This window comes from Glaciecola nitratireducens FR1064 (assembly GCF_000226565.1).
Taxonomy (GTDB): domain Bacteria; phylum Pseudomonadota; class Gammaproteobacteria; order Enterobacterales; family Alteromonadaceae; genus Glaciecola; species Glaciecola nitratireducens.
Genome location: NC_016041.1, coordinates 3,105,820 through 3,128,659, shown reverse-complemented (window position 1 = coordinate 3,128,659; position 22,840 = coordinate 3,105,820). Strand labels below are relative to the sequence as shown.

Below are 22,840 nucleotides of genomic sequence, written 5' to 3'. Positions count from 1 at the left end.
GTGATGTGAATGCCCGCTTTATAAAGCGGGCACTATTCATTTACCTTGCCTTTTTTCCAAATTTTACTTTCTTCTCCGCGTAATAAGCGACGAATATTATCGCGATGCTGCCATATAATAAGAATAGACAGCATAATCACTGCGTATAGATATTCGGGTTTGAAAAAAAGAGTATAAATTGGGGCAAGCATTACTGTAATAATGGCCGCTAATGACGAGTAGCCTGTCACTATGACGACTAATATCCAACTACCCAGTAACAAACCGGCTAAGTTAAATCCCATTGAAATGAGACAACCTAATGCAGTCGCTACGCCTTTTCCGCCCCTAAATTTAAAAAATACGGGATACATATGGCCAAGACATGCAGCGATCGCGATCGCTCCTATAGAAATGGCATCAACCCCTAATAGGAAAGAAGCATAAACGCTTACTGTTCCCTTCAATATATCGAAGACTAAAACTAAAACTGCAGCAAACGGCCCAGCTATGCGCAGCACATTGGTGGCACCTGGGTTTCCGGAGCCTTGGTTGCGCGGATCACCCTTCCCAAAAAGATAGCAAATGACAATAGCACTGGAAATGGAACCTAAAATATATGCAGCAAAAATCATCATCAGCGTGAATGAAATCATATACTTGGTCCCTATGTTGCGGTTACACTTGACGCTAGATTACTCGAAGGTGAAAAAAATCGCTAGGCGATTAAGTTATTGTCATGGATTTAGTTAAAATACAGGGCCTAACGGTCCACGCACTTATTGGTGTTTTTGATTTTGAAAGACACGCAAAGCAAAGATTAATACTCGACGTCGATATGCATACCGACCTTAGTGTAGCGGCCGCTACAGATGATGTTAGAAATACGATTGACTATGGAAAGGTGGCACAGCGTTTGGCTGAACTTGCAAATGAATCGTCATATTTTTTACTCGAGGCTTTAGCAAAAGAGATGCTCGATATGATAGTCGACGAGTTCAAGCCGCAAAAAGTGACGCTCACGGTGAATAAGCCGGATATTCTCAAAGAGGCCGAAAATGTCGCCATTAGTATGACCAGAGAATGCAATTAGTGCCGCATTTCATACTTATTAGTGTTGGCTCTAACATTGACAAAGCGGCGAATACCGATGCTGGGCTCAATGGCTTAAATAAGGCCTTTGATGGCATACAACTCTCACCTGTTTACGAAAGTGAGTCTGTTGGTTTCAAAGGAGACACCTTCTTTAATCTAGTGGTGTCGGCGAGTACGAATAAAAGCATCGCTCGCGTTTGTGAAATTTTAAAACAAATTGAAGATGAAAACGGTCGCGTGCGCGGCTCGGAAAAGTTTGCCCCTCGCACATTAGACTTGGATTTACTTACGTATGATGACACTGTCATCGATAACCCGATTGTTTTACCTCGCGAAGAAATTCTCTATAATGCTTTTGTGTTAAGGCCGTTAGCGGATTTGGTACCACAGCACATGCATCCCTTGGTAAAGAAAACATATCAATCTTTATGGCAGCAGTACGACAAACAAAAACAGAATTTGTGGGTTGCTGACTATACATGGAGCAAGACGAAAACATGACGTTTTTTGAAATAATCATCCTCGCTATTATTCAAGGTTTAACGGAATTTTTACCTATTTCTAGTTCTGCTCACCTAATTTTGCCTGCTGAAATATTAGGGTGGCGCAACCAAGGGTTAGCATTCGATGTGGCTGTGCATGTGGGTAGCTTAATGGCGGTTGTTATCTACCTGAGGAAAGATGTGGTTGACCTTACCGTTGCATGGTTCTCGCATGGTTTGGGAAAACAGCAAACAACGCAGAGCAAATTGGCCTGGTGGATCATTATAGCGACTATTCCCGGTGTGGTATTTGGCTTTTTAATGAAGGACTGGATCGCTCTTAACGCCAGAACTGCTTTAGTAATTGCGTGTACAACGATTATTTTCGGCCTGCTGCTCTGGTATGCGGATATAAAAGCAAAACAACTTAAAACGATTGAAAAAATTGGATTGAAAGAAGCTATCGTTATCGGCCTAGCTCAAGCTATTGCCATTATTCCCGGTACATCGCGCTCTGGCATTACGATGACGGCAGGCCTAATGCTTGGCCTTGACCGCGAAAGTACCGCAAAATTTTCTTTTTTATTATCAATTCCTATTATTCTTGGCGCAGGTCTTTTTTCTGTCTTAGAGCTACTCGGCAGTGTCGCTAAAGTCAATTGGAATGAGTTATTTTACGGAGCTGCATTCTCTTTTGTTGCTGCTTATTTATGTATATTCTTGTTTTTAAGTTGGATTTCTAAAATAGGCATGTTGCCATTCGTGATTTATCGTTTGGTATTAGGTTTCGTATTGTTATACATAGTTTTGGGTTAATTTATATACCCAAATTAGTCTATCGTTTACCAAAAGGGCTGTTAATATGACCGACACAATATTTACAAAAATTATTAATAAAGAAATCCCTGCCGATATATTGTTCGAAGACGAGAGAGTTATAGTGTTCAAGGACATCAATCCGCAAGCGCCAGTGCACTTTTTAGTTATTCCTAAAAAGGCAATTGCTACGACAAACGATATTGCTGTTGAAGACGAAGCGCTTGTCGGTTACATGCATCGCGTAGCGGCAAATGTCGCAAAAGGCCTAGGAGTCGCAGAGCAGGGTTTTAGAACGGTTATGAACTGTAATCAAGATGGCGGGCAAACGGTTTATCATATTCATTTGCACGTTCTAGCAGGGAAAGCGCTGGGGTGGCCTCCATATCAAGAGCGATTAAAGAGCTAAATAAATTCATAAGGTTGAAGCGGCTAGTAGCGATTTCCGGTTGTATCGTGTCAAAGTCAATCAACGAGTAAAATGTCAGCAAGGTTTGGCTACTTTGTTTGATGAAAATATAAAAATATAAGGTTTTATTTCCATGTCTACTCAAAATGCACTGTTAACCATACTAGTCGAAAAAATTAACAACGATACCTTGGTTTTACCCACTCTTCCTGCAATTGCATTAAAAGTAAGAAAGTCGGCTGACGACCCTAATATCAATCTAAACGGCATGGCGGATGTGGTCGGACAGGATCCATCATTAAGCGCACGAATGATTAAAATTTCCAATAGTGCTTATCTGGGACGTTCTATAAAGGTAACTTCAACAACGCAAGCGGTTACCCGTATTGGTTTGAATCAAGTTAAGAACATTGCAACTGCGTTAGCGATGGAACAACTGTTTGTTTCTAAGAATGAAATTGTCAAAAAGTACATGGCGAAGATGTGGACTGACACTATCGACATCGTGGCGAATGCAATGGCTGCTATGCTGACTTATAAAGCGGCGACGGGCAAAAAGAACCTGAGTTTAGATACTATTACGCTCTCTGCTCTCGTGGCCAACATCGGTGCTCTGCCTGTATTAACGGAAGCTGAGCGTCATGATAGTGTCTTCGCAAACCCAACTTTTCTTGATGTTGCAATTGAAAAGCTATCTGGTCGCATCGGCGGAAGCATAATGCGTGAATGGCAGTTTAATGATGTTTTCATTCAGTGCGCAGAGCACTGGAGAAACTTAGAATTCAATGAACCTACCGTTGGTTATATTGACTTTGTTCGCATAGGTGCGGCATTGTCTAATCAAGCAGAAAATGGAGACGAAATATTAACATTGGCACAGCAAAAAGGTATTTTTGATGACGTTGATGTTTACCAGTCACCCGAGTTTGTTGAAATGAGAGACAATGCGAAATCTATTTTTGCATAAGTACGCAATTTTTATATAGCACTGGTTGCATATCAGAACCGATGTAAATGAATCTAAAGTGTAAAAAGCTCAGCAAATGCTGGGTTTTTTTATGTCTGTAAATTGTGCATGGGTTGAGAAAGTCGCCTTAATTGATGATCCGATTAGGATGGTACTCGTTAGGCAAGCACTGTTGGCATTTTAGCCGCTTAGTAAATTTTGACGTATGGTGTTTGTTGGGGGAATAAGTCAAAACTTCTATTGCAGGTATGCAAACAAAGTGGCTATATTGATAAAAGAAGTATTTGAAAATAGGATGCGAAATTAGATGTTTGTTTTGCATTTTTTTTGCGATATGTCGCTGGATGGCAAGAGAAATAAAAATGCTTCTTTTTAAATCTCTCACCATATCAGGATTTGCTGGGAACTATCCTGTTCCGAATTCTTACTCTATAAAGAGAACGACTTTCCTGAAAACTTCTTAGCAAATATTTTTATGTCGCGATTGTTGCAAATAATGTTGTCATCTTGAATATCATGCTTCTCTAAAGCAGCATCAACGCCAATCATTACGGCATCCAAACACACTTGTGATTCTAACGCTTCGTCAGTAACGAACCTGATTTTTCTTGTCGCTTGTGTTTGTTCTTCGTTTGCTTGATTAAATGTTCTTGCAGCCTGAACCAAGGATTTACCGTTGCAGGTTAAAAGCGTCGTAAAGCGTTTGAAATTTTTGTCGCTTGCTTTCACTAATTCTTGCGCAGCCGTCAGTCCTTCAGTTGCTGCTGTGTAGCAAACTTTAGTTTCGAATGTATCGTCACCTTGACGAAACTGAACATTTTTTGCGGAAACAGAAGTAGTAAAAGTAATTGTCGCGATTGCGAGTGTAGTTAATAGTGTTTTCATATGAGTATCCCAGTAATAATATTGTGCAACAACATTGTTGCCTGATAAATAATACTGATTTACATGATGAGATCTAGTGTTTTTGTAATTTAATTACATTTTTATCGAAAATAATTGGTTTTTTAACTAAAATATGTAATTAAATTACTATGAGTTAACAAATTGGTCTTGCGATTTACGTTGTTTTTACAAAATACACAAAACCTACGCTTTCTTTAAGATGCACGTTAATAGTGAGTTTGCGCTATTTTGATGAGTTTTTTTGGTGCAGTTCTATTTTTGTATTTTAAGTTTGAGGTGAGCTAATTTTTTTGTAATAAAATTACATTTTGAGGTTGATCGAACGATCAACCTCGGAAAATCATTATTCTGCTTCAACGTCAAATATTTTGCGGAGCGCTTCTGCAAATTCAACGACTTCTCCAGACATAAGCGTAAAGTCAGCGTCTAGCTTAACATTGATTTCGTCTTTCGGAATATCCTCGTTTTGTTCTTTTACGACATCCGTAAATTTTAAACGCTTTATAGAAAGATCTTCGCCAATGATGCAAGTCAGTCGGTCTTGCCACGCAACGCTTAATTTTTGTACCAACATACCTGATTGCAAATGCGCTAGTATTTCTGGAGCATCCAGATCTTGTGATTTACATCTAATTGTTGCGCCATCTTCCGAAGGTGACTTAAATTCAGCCTCGTCAAGTATTTCAATTTGCTCTGGTGCATCTTGCATTACCCACGATGTTAACGTTTCCTGTTTGCTACTTTTCGCAAAGGGAACGACAGGAAGTGAACCAATACATTTTCTAATACAAGAGAGAAACGCTTCAGCTGCTCCATCAGAACTAGCATCAACAACAACAAGATTATGCTCGGGCGAAATAAAGCCATGTGTCACACTGTTTTTTGTAAACGCTTGAGGGAGCAAACGGTGGACAATTTCTTGTTTCAAATCTTGCTGTGATTTCTTTGGAACTGGCGATCCTGTCTCGGCCTCAATTTGTGCAACTTTTTCAGCGAGTTCATTATTGATAACTGACGCAGGCAATATACGCTCTTCTTTCTTAAGAACTAGCCAGTAACGATTGGCTGTTTTTTGGAACAACATGTCGCTATTTCTAAATGGCGAAGTCCATCCCATGGTTGCGATATCTTGAGAACCGCACGGACGAAAAGACATGCTTTCTAACTGCGTTTGAAGTTGTTCTTCGGTAAGCTCTAACGTGTTTGTTAGCTGATATAACTTAAGGTTTTTGAACCACATATTTATTCTAATAATTATCCATAAAAAAGTTGACGCACTCTACCAATCTGGACGCCGATGGTCAAAACCAATTTCTCTGTCGATCGTAAAAAGGACACACCTATATGAGGGCTCAAGATTTAAACAAGGACACACCTGTTTATACATTAAACAGGTGTGTCCTTGTTGTGACAAATTGGGCAAATAGCGACAATTTTTATTGCGCATTTATTTAAACCGCAAATAGGTGTGTCCTTGTAAGAGGGGTGAAATTATAGTTGATGTCATAAATGTTGGTATTAGCGCAACTAAACGCTAAGATGTAGTGGTTAATTGGCGTTTTTTTACTTATTTTTAAAATAATTTGTGAATTTTGCTAATTCTTTTAGAGATTTAATAAAACTGTCACAGAATACTTCAATAATGGCGGTCTATTAAATATGTCACGAGTTCAACAAATGTCTCGCACAATACTGTTAGTTGAGGACGAAGCCCCCATCAGGGAAATGCTTTCTTTTGTCTTAGAACAAGCTGGTTTTACTGTAGTTGAAGCAGAAGACTTCGATGTTGCTTTGGAAAAAGTGAAAGAACCTTACCCTGATCTTATTTTACTCGATTGGATGCTACCGGGTGGAAGTGGTGTTCAGTTGGCTAAAAAGCTTAAGCAACACGAATTCACCCGCGATATCCCAGTGATAATGCTCACTGCTCGAGGCGAAGAGGATGATAAAATTCGAGGTTTGGAAGCTGGCGCAGATGACTACGTCACGAAACCCTTCTCACCAAAAGAGTTGGTCGCCCGCATAAAAGCAGTCATGCGTCGTGTCACGCCCACTTCTAAAGAAGAACCTATCGAGTTTAATGGCTTAATACTAGAGCCTATCTCTCATCGCGTAACGGCTAACGGCGATCCCTTAGATATGGGGCCAACGGAATTCAAGATGTTACATTTCTTCATGACACACTCTGAGCGAGTATATAGTCGTGAGCTGCTGCTCGACAATGTCTGGGGCACCAATGTTTACGTCGAAGACCGCACCGTTGACGTGCATATTCGCCGGCTTCGCAAAGCCTTATCGCAACATGGCCATGATGCGATGATACAAACTGTCCGTGGCGCAGGATATCGTTTCTCAAATAAGATTTAAATGTATTACCCGCGTTCTTGGACTAAAAGTATATTAAGGCTATTTACCTATCTAGCCTTAATTGTGCTTGTAGGTGTTTACCTTGAAAATGTGACTTTAGTGCTACTGATCGCATCTGTGACCCTTATTGTTTTCAACTATCTTCATTTATATCGACTAACCAAGTGGCTCTGGCAAAGCAGAAAAATGTCACCACCATCTGCTCCCGGCCTATGGGAGCATGTATACGAAGGCGTTTATTACTTGCAGCGCCGCAATCGCAACAAGCGTCGGAACTTAGGTGAATTAGTTAAGCGTTTCCGCGAGGGTTCTGAAGCTCTCCCTGATGCGGTTGTTGTGGTGGATAAGGAAGCCAAAATTGTTTGGTGTAATCGTCATGCGAGAATAGAAATAGGCTTAAAGTGGCCAGACGATTCTGGGCGCAGAATTGATAATCTGATCCGGCATCCTAAGTTTATCGAGTATTTTCACTCTGGTGAATATCATTTTCCCATAGAAATTCCTGCGCCAACAAACCCTAGCAAAACGTTTGAATACCGGATTATGACGTATGGTGAAGATCAGCTATTGCTGATAGTCAGAGACGTATCTCGGGTTTCACAACTAGAAGAAATGCGCAAAGACTTCGTGGCAAATGTGTCGCATGAACTGCGAACACCATTGACGGTCATCAATGGCTATCTAGAAGTGCTTACAGCGGACAGTAACGACGAGAACCCATTTGTGCAAAAAGCGATGAACGAGATGGGAACACAAACTAAACGAATGCAGGCGCTCATCGAAGATTTGCTGATTTTGTCTCGTATTGAAGCGTCAGCAGAGCGAATATATGAAAACACAATCAATATGACGGCGCTGTTAAAGCAAGTTGAAACTGAAGCGAAAACGCTGAACATAGACAAACAACACAATATTTCGTTTAAAGTTGACGATGAACTTCGGATTTTCGGGGTTGAAACAGAAATGCGTAGCGCGTGTTCTAACCTGATCTTCAACGCCATCCATTACACGCCAGCAGGTGGAAATATAAAAGTACTGTGGAAGAAGCGTGCAGGTGGTGCCTATTTTGCAGTAGTTGACAATGGCGATGGCATCGAAGAAAAGCATTTGCGGCGACTAACAGAGCGCTTTTATCGCGTGGACAAAGCGCGCTCAAGAAAAACCGGTGGTTCAGGTTTAGGGCTATCAATTGTGAAGCATGTCCTGAATCATCACAATTCGTTTTTAAATATTGAGAGTAAAGTTGGAAAGGGCAGTGAATTTTCATTTATACTGCCCCCAGAACTTATTTATGAAAATAGCTTGGACTCGTGAGCCGCGCAATATCAAATAAAAATATCTTTGAAAAAATCCATAGCAGCCTTAAGGGCGAGAAGCTCCTTGTGTGTTTATGGCTTGGATTATTCTTATTGCTGCCAATGCATGTGAATGCTCAGTCGGTCGAAGATGAGCCTGCGTCTCAAGTGCCGATAACAAGTTTTCCTCAAGTAGAAACAGTAACTAGCAATGAGCGCACTATTGAACTGCCCGATACCATTCCAACTAACTTGGCAGCATTGAACAAGCAAGACAGCCTAGCGGGTGTGTATGGAAGCATATCGTCGGTTGGTTCCGACACCTTGGCTACATTAATTTCATTATGGTCTGAACGATTTAAAACTGCTTATCCGCACGTGAAATTTCAAATTCAAGCATCGGGTTCGGCAACTGCCCCTCAGGCCCTGACTCAAGGTACCGCGACTATTGGGCCAATGTCGCGTGCGATGACAGCGAGTGAAATCAGTCGTTTTACGCAAAAATATGGGTATCCGCCCACTGCGCTGATTGTTGCTGTTGATGCGATTGCCATTTATGTTGAAAAGAATAATCCCATCGAATCACTCACACTAAAACAAGTTGATGCGCTTTTTTCGGCAACTCGGTTTTGTGGTTCATCTAAGAAAATAGACACGTGGACTGACATTGGCGTGACTAAATTTGGTGAAAATCGAGAAGTGCTTTTATACGGTCGAAATTCCGCATCAGGTACCTACGACTTATTTAAGAAGCAAGCTTTGTGTGAAGGCGATTTCAAAGCCACAGTTAACGAGTTGCCGGGTTCATCATCGGTTGTGTTATCTATTGCATCTTCTGTTGGTGGTCTTGGTTATGCCGCTCTTGGGCGCTTTGATGAAAACGTAAAGGCGCTCTCTATTGGCACGCAAGCGCAGGGTGATACTGTATACATTGAGCCAAATACCGAAAACATCACTACCGGCACGTACCCATTCTCTCGCTATCTATATATCGTGGTAAATAAACCGCCAAACGAACCTCTACCTGTTTTAGAGCGTGCTTTTCTTACTTTTATTTTATCCGATGAAGGACAAAAAATGGTGAGTGAAAATGGCTACTATTCGGTAAATAAGCAGCTTAGGGACAAGCAATTAGTTTCTATTTTACGTTAAGCGATGCGGTTCACTAATGTGATTCCGCTTTTATTGCTCACTACCCAACAACAGAGATAAGTCAAATTCCTTCCTCCACTTATTGTAAGAATTTTTTTGTGTGAAATTTTTGTGACAATCCTGTCATGTAACATAACTGTCATTTACATCGAGTAATCTCCTCTCAAAATTTGTAGCAATAAATTCTTACTATTGATGTTTTGGAGAAAAAAATGAACTTGAACGGACTATTTAAAGTTTCTGCAATCGCAGCCACTTTAGCGCTAGGCGCATGTGGCGGAGATATTAATATTTCTGAAGGCGATATCGTTGATAACAGCGTTGTAAACAATGATAACAGCAATAATGGTGGCACTCCTGTTACGCCTACTCCGGATGATACAAAACCAGGTTCAGTTGATACTTTCCTAAGTGGTCAAGTGTCAACAGCATTGGGTCAATCGATTGAAGTAAGAGAGCTTTCTGGTCGTCTTACTGACGCAGACGCAGTTAACGGTGTCATTACACTGACTAACGATACGGTATGGGCATTGACTGGCCCGGTTTTTGTTGGCAATGACAAAGCAAATAGCGTCACATTAGAAATTGAGCCAGGCACCATTATTTTTGGTAGCCGAGGCGCTGATTATTTAGTTATTAGTCGTAATTCAAAAGTAGAAGCGGTAGGCACTGCTGCTGCTCCAATTATCTTTACTTCATACAACGACGTGATTGGTGAAGAAGTTCAAGCAGGCCAGTGGGGCGGCATGATTGTCCTTGGTAATGCACCAACAACCAAATGCCCAATTGATGGAACAGACTGTTCATTACAAGTTGAAGGCGCAGAAACCGGCGCAGTATTCGGTGGCGCAGACGATGCTGACAATTCAGGTACCTTGAAATACGTTGTGGTTAAATATGCTGGTTTTGAGATTGCTCCTGATAACGAATTAAACGGTATCACTTTTGGTGGTGTTGGTTCTGGTACGGAAATCGATTACCTACAAGTGCACGCAAATGCGGATGATGGCGTTGAGTTTTTCGGTGGTTCAGTTAACGCCAAGCATTTAGTACTTACTTCAATTCAAGACGACTCGGTAGACTGGGATAACGGCTATAACGGCAAACTACAGTATGTTTACGTCGAGCACGCACCGGATGGTTCTGATGCTAACCGCGGTATAGAAGGCGACGGCGACGGCGGTGACGGCGATGCATTCTCACTTCCAAAAATTGCTAACATTACGATTATCGGTAACAGTTTCGATACAGCAGACGCCGACTCTGAAGGTGTTTTATTACGGGACCAAACTGGTGCAAACATCATTAACATGCTGATCACTGGCCCTGCAGGTATGGGTGAGTGTTTAGAAATGGACAACGATGCAACCGTACAAGGCAACCTTGCTGACGGCGACATCACCATTACCAATTCAGTGATTGCTTGTTCAGAAGCATTTAACTTTGGTGAAACTGATGTTGATTTGAACACTTGGTTTGGCACAGAGCAGCAAGGAAATAGCGTTATTGCTTTCGCTGACAGAGCTAATGTTGGTATTAACAGCGACGGTACCTTGACTGCAGAAAGCGCACTACGCACGTCGGGTGGCAACCCAACAAACTTAGACACATTTTTTGACACCAATTCGTTCATCGGTGCGATTGGTGCTGATGATTGGCGCCAAGGTTGGGCGTTTGGATTTGGTGGCGGTGAAGTGGGTGTTGTCACCACAGCTTCGGGCTGCCCTGCTGGAACAACAACGATTCCGGCGGTTGATGGTACAACCAATACTTGCCAATTATCTGGTCGCATTACTGCTAATTTACGTTTAACTGCGGGTAATCACTATGCATTGTCTGAGGCAGTCTTTGTTGGTGGCGACAATGTTGATAGTGCTACACTTACTGTTGACCCAGGCGTTGTTGTTTACGGTAGCTCTGGTGCAGACTACTTAGTCGTTAGCCGTGGTTCAAAAATTGAAGCAAATGGTACTTCCACTTCTCCTATTACATTCACATCACGTCAGCACGTAGCTAACGGTGTTACTGCCGGTTTAGCAAACGGTACTGCGGGCCAGTGGGGCGGCATGGTTATTTTAGGTAACGGCACCTCTACTAAATGCCCAACAGACGGATCTGCATGCGCATTGCAAGTTGAAGGTGTACAAGAAGGTGCTGTCTTCGGTGGAACAAACGATGCTGATAATTCAGGTACTTTGCGCTATGTTCGAGTCATGCACGGTGGTTTTGAAGTTGCACCTGATAACGAGTTGAACGGTATTACTTTTGGTGCTGTTGGTTCAGGAACGGTAGTTGAATATTTACAAATTCACAAAAATGCGGATGACGGTGTTGAGTTCTTTGGTGGTGCAGTTAACGCTAAATATGTTGTGCTAACCGGCATTCAAGACGATTCAGTTGATTGGGATAATGGCTATACAGGTAAAATGCAGTTCGTACTTGTGAAGCACGCTGATGATAACTCAGACGCAAACCGTGGTATTGAAGGTGACGGTGACGGTGGTGCTGGTACTGCTTTCTCTAACCCAACGATTGCCAACATGACCATTATAGGTAACGCGTTCGATACTGCAGATGCAGACTCTGAAGGTGTATTGTTACGTGACCAAACAAACGCGCAACTTTATAACTTTGTGGTAACGGGTCCTGATGGCATGGGCGAATGTTTTGAAGCTGATTTATCAGATGGCGATACAACGCTTGAAGAGAACATGGATGGAACGAGTGCGACTCAGTTAGTGTTCCAGTCTTCGGTATTAGCGTGTACGCAAAACATCAATAACTCGGGTACATTTGACCAAGAAGCGTGGTTCCTAGCTCAAACGGGTAACTCAACTGCAGCAAATCAAGCAGCAGTATTGAATGGTATATTTACCATCGATGCAACAGTACCTACTGACGTAACGACCTTGGATAGTTTCTTTACTACTGTCGACTACATCGGTGCAGTAAAAGATGCAGACAATAACTGGACTGCAAACTGGACGGTAGGTCTTTAAGAGCTACGACAGTTTGAGAGCAATTGGCTCGCGAGTAAATGGATACAGGTGCGTTACTCTTAGGTAGCGCACTTGCATTTAAAAGATTCAGTTTTAGATGTTGCTAAATTTAGGTACTGTAAAAAATTAGCAACTAATGAGGTTAAAATGAACCAGCCTGCAAACAGGTTTCCAGTAAAGCAACTAACACTCGCTGTGTTAGCTTCATTTGCAGTAGCGCAGCCATTCTTCGCGCAGTCGGTAATGGCGCAGCAAGCAGATGAAGAAGAAGCAATTGAAGAAGTTGTTGCTACTGGAACACGATTAAAAGGAACAGCAACAGCTGTTTTAGAAGAACGTAAAAACCAAGCGTTCGTTGCCGATATTTTAGGTGCTGAACAAATTTCAAGAACGGGTGACGGGGATGCGGCCTCCGCCCTTCGTCGTGTAACCGGCTTGACCTTGGTAGATGGTAAATTCATCTATGTTCGTGGTTTGGGGGAGCGCTACTCAAGTACGCAACTGAATGGTGCAGCCGTACCTAGCCCTGATCCAACAAGAAACGTTATCCCACTTGATTTATTCCCCGCTGATATCATTGAAAGTTTGTCAGTACAGAAGTCTTTTTCGCCTTCTATGCCTGCTTCTTTTGGTGGCGGTAACGTTAATATTCGTTTAAAAACTATTCCTACCCAGTTCATATTCAACGTTTCGGGTAGTTTAGGTTACAACACTGAAAACTCAGGCGATGCGCTAGCTTATAATGGTGGTGGCAATGATTGGCAGGGTCGCGATGATGGTACTCGTGCCGCGCCTGCTTCGATCGCAACGCGTTGGGAAAACAAAGCATTTTTAGACTCTCTTGACCAAGATGTCGCACTTGCATTATTACGCGACGTTAATCGTGACTATGACCCCTTTTTAGATAGTGTAGGCCCCGATATGGGATTTAACTTCTCATTAGGCAACAGTTTTGATATTGACGATAAATGGCGCTATGGCTTTTTGGTAACCAGTAGCTACGATAATGAAACAAGCGTGTCTGAAGAATACGAACTGCAGCAAGCCGACCGCGTGCAGGATTCAATCAACATCGTGCGTTTCTTTGACGATATTTCGGTTACCGAAACAAGCGTTAAATGGTCAAACATGGTCAACTTAGGTATCGACTACAATCGTAATCACCGAGTGGATTACAGTTTGATCATATTGAACGATACGCGTGATCAAATTAGTGAAAAATTCGGCAATACTGAAAATCTAAGCCAGGCTGAAGGTTTGCGTATTCGTGATGTTGAAGTTGAATACGAAGAACGTAAAATGTTTACCAATCAGCTTCGCGGCATGCATACTTTTCCTCAGTTTAATTTTGCAGGAATTGACTGGAAATATAGCCTAGGGCGTTCAGTTCGAAATGCGCCTGGAAACTTCGAGTCACGCTTTGTCATTAGTGACCTTAATAGCGATGGTACGTTTGATACAACTAATGAAATAGCCTTGAATAACTCGACAACGGCAGCGCGATATTCATTTCAAACACTTCACGACAGGCTAGAGAATGCGGGTTACAACGTAACCATGCCGTATTCTATCGAAAATTGGGAGATGGAGTTTAAGTTTGGTGCTGATTTCTTGACTAAAACTCGTACTGCTGAGAACCGTCGATTTGACATTAATACGCGGGCTTTCACTGATCCAGACTTATTACTCGGCAACTCATATTCCAGTATTTTCAGTGATCAAGCGTTAAGCGATGAGACTAATTTTGGCGGAGCGGGCCCTGCAATAATAAGAGATACAACGATTGCCGGCGATGATTACGCGGCAGGTCAAAAAGTCGATGCTTATTATGTTGAAGGTGATTTCTTCTTCAAGAACAAATGGCGCTTTAGTGGCGGTGTTCGTTTTGAAGATTTCCGTCAAGTGGTTGCCCCGTTCGACCCACGTACGAATCAGTTCGACTTGCCGGATGAAGCCGACCGTTCGCAGCTAGCGTTTCAAGAAGATGATTTTTACCCTGCAATTGCAATGACCTACATCAAAGATGAGGGCGTGCAGTTTAGAGCAAGTATTGGTCAAACGGTAGTTCGTCCTGATTTGCGTGAAGTATCATCTTCAACGTTTATTGACCCGCTAACTGAATTTCCAATTGCGGGTACACCAGGTATCAATACCACGTCTATTATTAACTACGATCTTCGTTGGGAATGGTATCGAGAAGCTGGTAACAACCTGTCGGTTGGTTTGTTCTATAAGGACATGGATGCGCCCATTGAATCGGTTCAGTCGCCAGCTCAGGATGGTCCGCCGTTAATACGGATTGCGAATGCCGAAACGGGTGAGCTTTACGGTATCGAAGTGGAGTTTTTACAAGGTCTAGAATTCATTGGTGAGGGTATTTGGGACAATATGTTTGTGTCAGGTAACTTAACCTTAAGTGATTCTGAAATTCAGCTTGATAGACAAAACATTGTAGATCAAACCGGTGTTTCAGCTGCTGTCACTAACTTACAGCGCCGTTTAACCGGTCACTCTCAATATGTAATGAACCTGCAAGGCGGTTTCGATTCTGACAATGGGGAACACTCACTTTCAGTCGTTTATAACGTATTCGGTGAGCGTATTTTGATACCCGGTATCGATGGTTTTGACGATAGTTACGAGCAACCTTTTCACTCTTTAGATACGGTTTATAAGTTTTATCCTGACTTCAACACCACAGTGACGTTCAAAGTTCAAAATATACTGGGCGAAACTAAAAAGCTAGAGTTCGAAAATGTGCTATTGCGTTCCGAAACTCGAGGACGTGAATTGAGTTTGTCAGTAAAGTACGATTTTTAACTGACACAAAAAGTTCATAAAACTCACTCCGTTGCTTAAAAGCTGTGCCATGTAACCCTTCTACACACGTGGCACAGCTTTTTTATTCTTAGATCCCGCCAGACTTTCCTGAATATGACAGTTATGTAATAAATCTGTAATAGAATACCTCTATCCTTTGCGCAGATTTTGCTGTGGCTGTTAGCGCTTAATTGCTAACACCCAGTCTGTTTATTTTGAACTTAGGATGCGTATATGAAGGTTTTTCAAACGTTAATAGCGACTGCAGTCACGTCAGTGTTACTCAGCACGTCTGCTTTTGCACAAGAAGATAAGTATCTTGACCCAGCGGCCAAAAAGGCCACTGAAATTAATGAATCTGCGGTTAAGTCGCAAAGTAAAATTAATAGCATCACAGATCAAATTGATGACAAACTTCAGCAGTTCAAAGCACTAAGCAAAGAAATAGAAGGCTTAGAGGTTTATAACGAGCAGTTGCGTCGTCAAATAGCCAACCAAGACCAAGAAATGATAGACCTCAACCAGTCGATAGACGAAGTGAGTGTCATAGAGCGTCAAATCACGCCATTGATGCTGAATATGATTACTGGCTTATCTCAGTTCGTCGGATTGGACGTTCCCTTCCTTGCTGAAGAACGTGGCAACCGCATCCTCGATTTACAAAACATGATGGACAGAGCCGATGTGTCGTCTTCTGAAAAATTCCGTCGTGTGATGGAAGCTTATCAGGTTGAAATGGACTACGGCAAAACAATTGAAGCTTACCCTGGCTTAAAAGATATCGATGGCCAAGAACGCTCTGTTGAGTTTTTACGCATTGGCCGCACGGCATTGATTTATCAAACGCGCGATGGCAGCTATCAAGGTGCGTGGAATAAGCAAACACGCCAGTGGGAAGAACTTGATTCAAGCTACAAAAACCAAATATCCAAAGGTTTGCGTATCGCGAAGAAGCAACTAGCACCGGACCTATTAATGGTTCCAGTCGCGATTACGGATTAAGGGAAAGATGATGAACATATTCTTTTTTAAAAACACAGACAAAAGCAAGCGTAAGAACGCGCGCTCAAACAACACGCCAATGACCTTTGCAAAATCGATGTTAGCGGCAACGGCAGCTGTCGTTTTATCTTTCTCTGTTCAGGCACAGTCAGATACTGCGCTTGACCTAGATGCACTTCTTAAGCAACTAGAAGAGGGTAAGTTTGCACAGTCTGAGCAAAATAAATCGCGTGAACAAGACTTTATGTCGAAGCGAGCGCAGCAAGACCAGATTTTACGTGACACGCTCAAACTTCGTGATGCGCAATTAGCGATGTCTGAAAAGCTAGAAACGCAGTTTGAAGAAAATGAGTTTAAAATAACAGATTTGAATGGCGCACTTGATAACCGCCTAGGTTCGTTAAAAGAGTTATTTGGTGTGTTGCAGCAAGTTGCTGGTGACACTAAAAACAAATTCTCGAACTCAGTAATATCAGCGCAAATTCCTGGTCGTTCTGAGTTCTTAGATGAGATGGCTCAGTCAATGGGCCAGTCAACCAAACTTGCATCAATTGCCGAGATAGAGCGTGTTTGGTTTGAAATTCAGCGTGAAATGACAGAGTCGGGCAAAGTCACTCGATTCAATACAGATGTCGTTGAAGCTAACGGTGAAAAGGTGAATAAAGAAGTCGTCCGAGTGGGTCCATTTGGCTTAATTTCAGATGGCAAATACTTAGAGTATCAAGGTGCAACGGGCGTTGTTTCTGAACTACTTCGCCAGCCAAAAGACCGTTTCGTTGAGTCAACCGCTGCCCTACAAGCATCTTCAGGTGAATTGGTTACTTTCGGTTTAGATCCAACGGGTGGTTCAATTCTTGGTCTACTGATCCAAGCGCCTTCATTAGAAGAGCGTATTCATCAAGGTGAATTAGTTGGTTACATCATTATTGCAGTGGGTGCTGTGGGTATCTTGGTAGCGTTCTGGCGCTTTATCGTGCTAACGCTGGTGACTTCAAGCGTTAATCGCCAGCTTAAGTCAGACAAATTATCAGACAATAACCCATTGGGTCGTGTACTGAAGGTAAAAGAGAAATATCCTGATGTGGATACTGAAGCACTAGAGCTTCATTTGACTGAAGCTATTTTAGGCGAAGTACCTAAGCTAGGCCGCTACCTCACGCTCGTAAAAATGATTTCAGTGGTAGCACCTCTTGGCGGTTTGTTAGGAACGGTAACGGGTATGATTGTGACCTTCCAACAAATTACCTTGTTTGGTACAGGCGACCCGAAAATCATGGCTGGTGGTATTTCATCAGCCCTAATGACAACGGTATTAGGCTTGGTAGTGGCAATTCCAACCACATTGCTTTACGCACTATTAAGTACGCAAAGTAAAAACGTTGTGATGATTCTACAAGAACAGGCCGCTGGCGTTATTGCAGAGCGGGCTGAAAAGCAAGCGCTTAAAAACCCAAAGGCATAAATCATGTTTGTAGATATTTTCGAATCAATTCGTGACTTTACCGAAACTGGCGGGACTATCCTGCTGGTTATCGGGGCGCTTATCTTCGTAATGTGGATATTGATACTCGAGAGAATTCTATATGTGACCAATGGCCACAAAAAAATGATGAAAAATACCATTGCTGAGTGGCACGCACGCATCGAACGTAACTCGTGGAATGCCGTGCAAATACGCCAAGCAATGATTTCTCGAGTAAGTTTAAAACTGCGTTTTAGTTTACCTATCATTCAAGCCCTTGTAGCTCTATGTCCTCTGCTTGGACTTATGGGAACCGTCACCGGCATGATTATGGTGTTTGACGTAATGGCAATGACAGGTGGCGGTAACGCCCGTTCAATGGCTGCAGGGGTGTCTCAGGCGACTATCCCTACAATGGCAGGCATGGTCGGGGCACTTTCGGGTGTATTTGCGTCAACTTGGTTAACCAGAACCGCAAAAACTGAACGTATGCATTTAGAAGACGCTTTACAACTGCAACGCAGCGAATAATCGCTGGTTGGTTAAGGAATACTTATGAAACATTTACAAAACTTAGTCGAAGAAGAAGAAGCAACAATCGATATGACGCCAATGCTTGACGTGGTATTTATTATGTTGATTTTCTTTATTGTTACGGCGTCTTTTGTAAAAGAGTCTGGCATTGACGTTAATCGTCCAGATGCACCGACCGCAGTGAAAAAAGACCGTGCAAATATCTTAATTGGTATCAGCGATAAAAATGAAATTTGGATAAACAAACGTCAAATTGATGTGCGTGCTGTGCAGGCAAACGTTGAGCGTTTGCATGCTGAAAATCCACAGGGTTCTGTGGTTATTCAAGCCGATCGTAAATCAACAACTGAGTTCTTAATCAAAGTCATGGACGCTTCGCGCGCTGCGGGTGTGTCCGACGTTTCTATTGCTGCACAAGAGTAGATTGTTATGCTAAGACTCCTGATTGCTATTGTCTTAGCTGCTGTTATCACACTGAGCTTGTTCTTTTTGATGCAAGCCTTGATAGCCAGCGGTGATAAGACATTATCTGAGCCACCGGTAGGTAAAGTGCTTGATTTTGTGCGTGTTCCGAAAGAAGAAAACGTGCAGAAAAAAGACAACAAGCCTAAGCGCCCACCTAAGCCGGAAGCGCCGCCTCCTGAAATGGAAGCGCCGCAGATGGATTCTCCGACACCCGACGGCGAAGGGGCTGCACTGGATTTTGGCGCTGATGTATCGAATGATATCGCGCTAGACGGTGGTTTGGCTTTGGGTTCAGGTGATGGGGAATACTTACCTATTGTAAAAGTAACGCCTGTTTACCCGAGACGTGCGCTGCAGCGAGGCATCCAAGGCTACGTAATTGTTGAATTTACAGTGAGTAAAATTGGTGCGGTGGTCGACCCATTTGTGGTTGAAGCTAACCCAGAAGGTATTTTCGACCAAGCAGCAATAGATGCAGCAAAAAAATTCAAATATAAGCCACGTGTTGTGAATGGTGAACCCGCCGCTGTTTCTGGGGTTCAGAACCGTATAACCTTTAAGATTGATGGATAAGGGGATGATGATGAAAAATAAAATCTCTTTGCTTTTATCGATAGCATTAGCCTTTACGACAGTGTTTCTAATTTCATCGTTGAATAATGTGGCGTTAGCACAAGATACTGAGGCCGCAGAGTCTTCTGAAATCTCGCCTGGCGAACGTAAAACCAGACGTGTACCTGCACTACGCTCCAGAGTGTATGAGCAGCTATCCCGCGCACAAACTGCAGGCGATGCAGGCAATGTTGCTGAAGCGATCGCAATACTGGACGAAGTGAGAGATAAAGACAGCTCGATGAACGGTTACGAAAAGTCGATGATGTATAACTTTTACGGCTTTATTTATTACAACAATGAAGATCTTGAAAAATCGATTGAAAGCTTTGAGTTAGCGGCGGCTCAAGACCCCATCCCAGAAAAGTTTGAGCAGACAACGCTGTTTACTTTGGCGCAGCTTTACATGGCCACAGGCAAGTTCGAAAAGAGCATCGAGAAGCTAGAGCAGTGGGAGGCGCTTAATAACGGTGTCATTCCACCTAAAAACTATGTTCTAAAAGCGCAAGCGCATTATCAGAATAAAAATTACGCTGAATCGGCTCGATATATTGAGTTAGCGATAGACGGCCATGAAGCGGAAGGGTACTTGCCTGACGAATCTTGGTTGATTCTGCAGCGCGCGGTTTATTATGAAATGAAGCAGCCCGAAAAAGTAAAAGAGATATTGGCTAAAATGATCCGCCTGTACGACAACCCAAAATACTGGATACAGCTAGCGGGCATGTACGGTGAACTTGGCCAAGAAAAACGTCAGCTAGCCATGATGGAAAGCGCCTACCAGTTAGGCTATGTCGAATCTGCGTCAGATATATTTAACTTTGCACAGTTGTATTATTACCACGAGGCGCCGTTTAAAGCTGCTGCGCTAATGGACCAAGCGCTTAAAAATGGCCTGCTTGAACGCAACCTACGCAATCTTAAGTTCTTATCCATTTGCTGGACGTCGGCAAAAGAGCAATACAAAGCGATTCCTGTGTTAATCGAAGCTGCTGAATTAGCGGAAGACGGCGAGCTCGATGCGCAGCTTGCCCACCTTTATTATAATAGTGATAAATTCGATAGCGCGATTGCCTCATCGAATGCGGCTATTGAAAAAGGTGGTTTGAGTAACCAAGGTTCGGTTCATATGCTTCTTGGCTTGGCGTATTACAATCAGAAAGACTTTGTAAAAGCCTTGGATGAATTAGCTAAGGCTGAGGAATTTAAGTCCAGCAGGGCCGCTGCTCAGCAATGGAAGCAGTTTGTTGGCAGAGAAAAGTATGAAACTGAACAGTTGCAAATTGAGTTAAACAGTATTTAGGTAGTAAATTGTTAGGTTTTTGAATGTCTATGCATCAAATAGCATTCAGCATTGTAGTAGAGTACAGTTTCTTCACTAATACTGTAAATAGATATAGAGCCTGCTAGTATTGATTGTTACAAGCAAAAAAGGCAGCGCTTCTCCGAAGCGCTGCCTTTTTATTGCGACGTTAAATACTATTTATCGTTAGCAATTTTCTCATGCAGCCAAGCAGCATGTCGCGGTGCTTTTTTAGTTTTGCTCCATTCTTCCAGCATGTCAGGGGCAACTCTATGTAGCTCTTGCATCTGCTCACTGGTGTGCGTGTTCGCAGCGAGTTCTAAACGATGACCGTTTGGATCGAAGAAGTAGATCGACTTGAATATGCCATGATTAGTCGGTCCAATAACATCGATGCCGTGACTCTCAATCGATGCCTTCGCTGCTTCTAATGCTTCTAAGCTATCAACCTTAATCGCGATGTGCTGTACCCATTTAGGGGTGTTTTGGTCGCGATCCATATCAGGTTGTTCTGGCAGCTCAAAAAATGCTAAAACGTTACCATTTCCTGCATCCATGAAAATATGCATGTAGGGGTCGTAGGCACCAGTAGAGGGAACGTGATCTTCAGCTATCGCTAGCTGAAAATCCATACCCAATACGTTTTGATAAAACTCAACGGTTTCCTTCGCATCCTTGCAGCGATAAGCTACATGATGAAAGCCATTTAGCTGAATTGGGTGGCTCATACGCCCTCCTTTTCCTCAGTTTTTTTACTTGTGTCCAACACACCGCGATTAATTTGATCACGTTCAATAGATTCGAATAGGGCTTTGAAGTTACCTTCACCGAAACCGTCGTCACCTTTGCGTTGAATAAATTCAAAGAATACCGGGCCTAGCTGTGTTTCAGAGAATATTTGAAGCAGCAAGCGCGGGCCGTCTTCTGTCGTGCCATCCATTAAGATACCGCGAGTTTGTAGCTCCTCAACTGATTCGCCATGATTTGGTAAGCGGCCTTCTAAAAGCTCGTAATAGGTTGCTGGTGGTGCAGTCATGAAAGGCATTCCCATGTCTTTCAGGCGATCCCAACAGGCCAGTAAATCGTCACAGCTAAAAGCGATATGCTGGATGCCTTCGCCATTAAATGCGCGCAAGAACTCTTCAATTTGTCCTTTACCGCCTTCGCCTTCTTCGTTCAAAGGAATGCGAATTTTGCCGTCTGGCGCTGTCAGTGCTTTCGACGTCAAACCAGTGTATTCACCTTTGATGTCGAAGAAGCGAATTTCTTTAAAGTTGAATAACTTTTCATAAAAATCAGCCCAATATTTCATTCGGCCGCCATAAACGTTGTGCGTCAAGTGGTCGATAACTTTAAAGCCTGCGCCTACTGGGTTGCGATCAACGCCTTCAATATAGTCAAAGTCGATGTCGTAAATTGATAAGCTGTCGCCATAACGGTCGATCAAATAAATGATAGCGTTGCCGATACCACGGATAGCGGGCAAACGAAGCTCCATCGGACCTGTTTCTACCTGCACCGGTTCTGCACCTTGTGCCAATAAATATTTATATGCTTTTACAGCATTCTTAACGCGAAAACCCATACCACAGGCAGATGGACCGTGCTCACGTGCAAAGTACGAAGCTGCTGATTTTGGCTCGTAGTTAGCGATAAGATTGATACCGCCTTGGCGCCATAGCTGCGCGTCTTTAGTGCGGTGATTAGCAATGTGGGTAAAGCCCATCACAGTAAATACTTTTTCTAGGTGGCCTTTTTCAGGAGAAGAAAATTCGATGAATTCAAATCCATCTAAGCCCACTGGATTTTCAAATAAGTCTGCCATTGTTCCCTCTCTTTATCATTGTGTATTAATTATTGTGTATTAATTACTACGTATTAATTGTTATGTGAAAATATAGACGCGCTTGGCGCCAAATTTTGATGGGCGCAGTTTAGGTTATTTCGCTAAAAATTACCCGAGAAGGGCACCCTGAGGCACAGTCGCAATTTAATCAAAAACACGCGATTGTAAATATTATGATACGGAAGTGAGGTTGCAGGGCGCATTTTTAGGTTTTAACTATCTATGCAGTATGTTGAAGCTGCGTATTCTAGCTTTCTAAGAAGAAAACAAATATCGCTTTTATTATTGGTGTGAACTGGGTCAGTTTGTGATCGCTAATAAATACCGCT

The 22,840-nt window shown here is 42.7% G+C and carries 21 protein-coding genes; 16 read left to right on the top strand and 5 right to left on the bottom strand.

All coding sequences use genetic code 11. The features are described 5' to 3' along the window. Positions 1 to 32 precede the first annotated feature (32 nt). Entirely contained in the window at positions 33 to 635 is a 603-nt protein-coding gene (gene plsY / locus GNIT_RS13410) for a glycerol-3-phosphate 1-O-acyltransferase PlsY (RefSeq protein WP_014109790.1), read from the bottom strand. An 83-nt stretch (positions 636 to 718) separates the two neighbouring features. Here plsY and folB point away from each other — a divergent pair, with 83 nt between their 5' ends. The 5 genes from folB (at position 719) to GNIT_RS13385 (ending at position 3,748) form a co-directional block, all read left to right on the top strand. Further along, positions 719 to 1,072: a dihydroneopterin aldolase gene (gene folB / locus GNIT_RS13405; protein WP_014109789.1), complete on the top strand. Its 354-nt coding sequence runs from the start codon at positions 719 to 721 to the stop codon at positions 1,070 to 1,072. Next, the gene (gene folK, locus GNIT_RS13400) at positions 1,063 to 1,575 is read left to right on the top strand and encodes a 2-amino-4-hydroxy-6-hydroxymethyldihydropteridine diphosphokinase (protein WP_014109788.1); all 513 of its coding nucleotides are present in this window, start codon (positions 1,063 to 1,065) and stop codon (positions 1,573 to 1,575) included. Before folB ends, folK begins: the two co-directional genes overlap by 10 nt. Further along, entirely contained in the window at positions 1,572 to 2,372 is an 801-nt protein-coding gene (locus tag GNIT_RS13395; protein WP_014109787.1) for an undecaprenyl-diphosphate phosphatase, read from the top strand. Before folK ends, GNIT_RS13395 begins: the two co-directional genes overlap by 4 nt. A 46-nt stretch (positions 2,373 to 2,418) precedes the next feature. Continuing rightward, positions 2,419 to 2,781 (top strand): histidine triad nucleotide-binding protein, encoded by a 363-nt coding sequence (locus GNIT_RS13390; protein WP_014109786.1) that lies wholly within the window; start codon positions 2,419 to 2,421, stop codon positions 2,779 to 2,781. Between the two features lie 133 nt (positions 2,782 to 2,914). Beyond that, on the top strand, positions 2,915 to 3,748 hold the full coding sequence (locus GNIT_RS13385; protein ID WP_014109785.1) for an HDOD domain-containing protein: 834 nt from the start codon (positions 2,915 to 2,917) through the stop codon (positions 3,746 to 3,748). Positions 3,749 to 4,177: 429 nt separating this feature from the next. Here GNIT_RS13385 and GNIT_RS13380 read toward each other — a convergent pair whose 3' ends face one another. Beyond that, positions 4,178 to 4,633, bottom strand: coding sequence for a hypothetical protein (locus GNIT_RS13380; RefSeq protein WP_014109784.1), 456 nt, complete (start codon positions 4,631 to 4,633; stop codon positions 4,178 to 4,180). 364 nt (positions 4,634 to 4,997) lie between these two features. Next, a complete protein-coding gene (gene rdgC, locus GNIT_RS13375) occupies positions 4,998 to 5,894 on the bottom strand; it encodes a recombination-associated protein RdgC (protein WP_014109783.1) in 897 nt (298 codons plus the stop codon). Between the two features lie 437 nt (positions 5,895 to 6,331). Between rdgC and phoB the strand changes: the two genes are divergently transcribed. From phoB to GNIT_RS13320, 11 genes are all read left to right on the top strand, one after another. Then, on the top strand, positions 6,332 to 7,021 hold the full coding sequence (phoB, locus tag GNIT_RS13370; protein ID WP_041246875.1) for a phosphate regulon transcriptional regulator PhoB: 690 nt from the start codon (positions 6,332 to 6,334) through the stop codon (positions 7,019 to 7,021). Continuing rightward, a complete protein-coding gene (gene phoR / locus GNIT_RS13365; protein ID WP_014109781.1) occupies positions 7,022 to 8,335 on the top strand; it encodes a phosphate regulon sensor histidine kinase PhoR in 1,314 nt (437 codons plus the stop codon). Between the two features lie 68 nt (positions 8,336 to 8,403). After that, positions 8,404 to 9,468, top strand: a complete 1,065-nt coding sequence (locus GNIT_RS13360) for a PstS family phosphate ABC transporter substrate-binding protein (RefSeq protein ID WP_238526900.1) — start codon at positions 8,404 to 8,406, stop codon at positions 9,466 to 9,468. A 212-nt stretch (positions 9,469 to 9,680) separates the two neighbouring features. Next, positions 9,681 to 12,467, top strand: a complete 2,787-nt coding sequence (locus GNIT_RS13355; RefSeq protein WP_014109779.1) for a hypothetical protein — start codon at positions 9,681 to 9,683, stop codon at positions 12,465 to 12,467. Positions 12,468 to 12,614: 147 nt separating this feature from the next. Beyond that, positions 12,615 to 15,287 carry a TonB-dependent receptor domain-containing protein gene (locus GNIT_RS13350; RefSeq protein ID WP_041246873.1) on the top strand — a complete coding sequence of 891 codons (2,673 nt, stop codon included), beginning with the start codon at positions 12,615 to 12,617 and terminating at the stop codon, positions 15,285 to 15,287. 234 nt (positions 15,288 to 15,521) lie between these two features. Beyond that, entirely contained in the window at positions 15,522 to 16,289 is a 768-nt protein-coding gene (locus GNIT_RS13345; RefSeq protein ID WP_014109777.1) for a DUF3450 domain-containing protein, read from the top strand. Between the two features lie 97 nt (positions 16,290 to 16,386). After that, positions 16,387 to 17,751: a MotA/TolQ/ExbB proton channel family protein gene (locus GNIT_RS13340; protein ID WP_085948164.1), complete on the top strand. Its 1,365-nt coding sequence runs from the start codon at positions 16,387 to 16,389 to the stop codon at positions 17,749 to 17,751. Positions 17,752 to 17,754: 3 nt separating this feature from the next. Then, positions 17,755 to 18,282, top strand: a complete 528-nt coding sequence (locus GNIT_RS13335) for a MotA/TolQ/ExbB proton channel family protein (protein ID WP_014109775.1) — start codon at positions 17,755 to 17,757, stop codon at positions 18,280 to 18,282. A 24-nt stretch (positions 18,283 to 18,306) separates the two neighbouring features. After that, positions 18,307 to 18,708: an ExbD/TolR family protein gene (locus GNIT_RS13330; RefSeq protein ID WP_014109774.1), complete on the top strand. Its 402-nt coding sequence runs from the start codon at positions 18,307 to 18,309 to the stop codon at positions 18,706 to 18,708. Between the two features lie 6 nt (positions 18,709 to 18,714). Beyond that, positions 18,715 to 19,323, top strand: coding sequence for an energy transducer TonB (locus GNIT_RS13325; protein ID WP_014109773.1), 609 nt, complete (start codon positions 18,715 to 18,717; stop codon positions 19,321 to 19,323). 4 nt (positions 19,324 to 19,327) lie between these two features. Next, on the top strand, positions 19,328 to 20,665 hold the full coding sequence (locus tag GNIT_RS13320) for a tetratricopeptide repeat protein (protein ID WP_014109772.1): 1,338 nt from the start codon (positions 19,328 to 19,330) through the stop codon (positions 20,663 to 20,665). Positions 20,666 to 20,841: 176 nt separating this feature from the next. Here GNIT_RS13320 and GNIT_RS13315 read toward each other — a convergent pair whose 3' ends face one another. Continuing rightward, entirely contained in the window at positions 20,842 to 21,393 is a 552-nt protein-coding gene (locus GNIT_RS13315) for a VOC family protein (RefSeq protein WP_014109771.1), read from the bottom strand. Beyond that, positions 21,390 to 22,490: a 4-hydroxyphenylpyruvate dioxygenase gene (gene hppD, locus GNIT_RS13310; protein WP_014109770.1), complete on the bottom strand. Its 1,101-nt coding sequence runs from the start codon at positions 22,488 to 22,490 to the stop codon at positions 21,390 to 21,392. The genes GNIT_RS13315 and hppD overlap by 4 nt, the downstream gene beginning before the upstream one ends. Positions 22,491 to 22,840 lie beyond the last annotated feature (350 nt).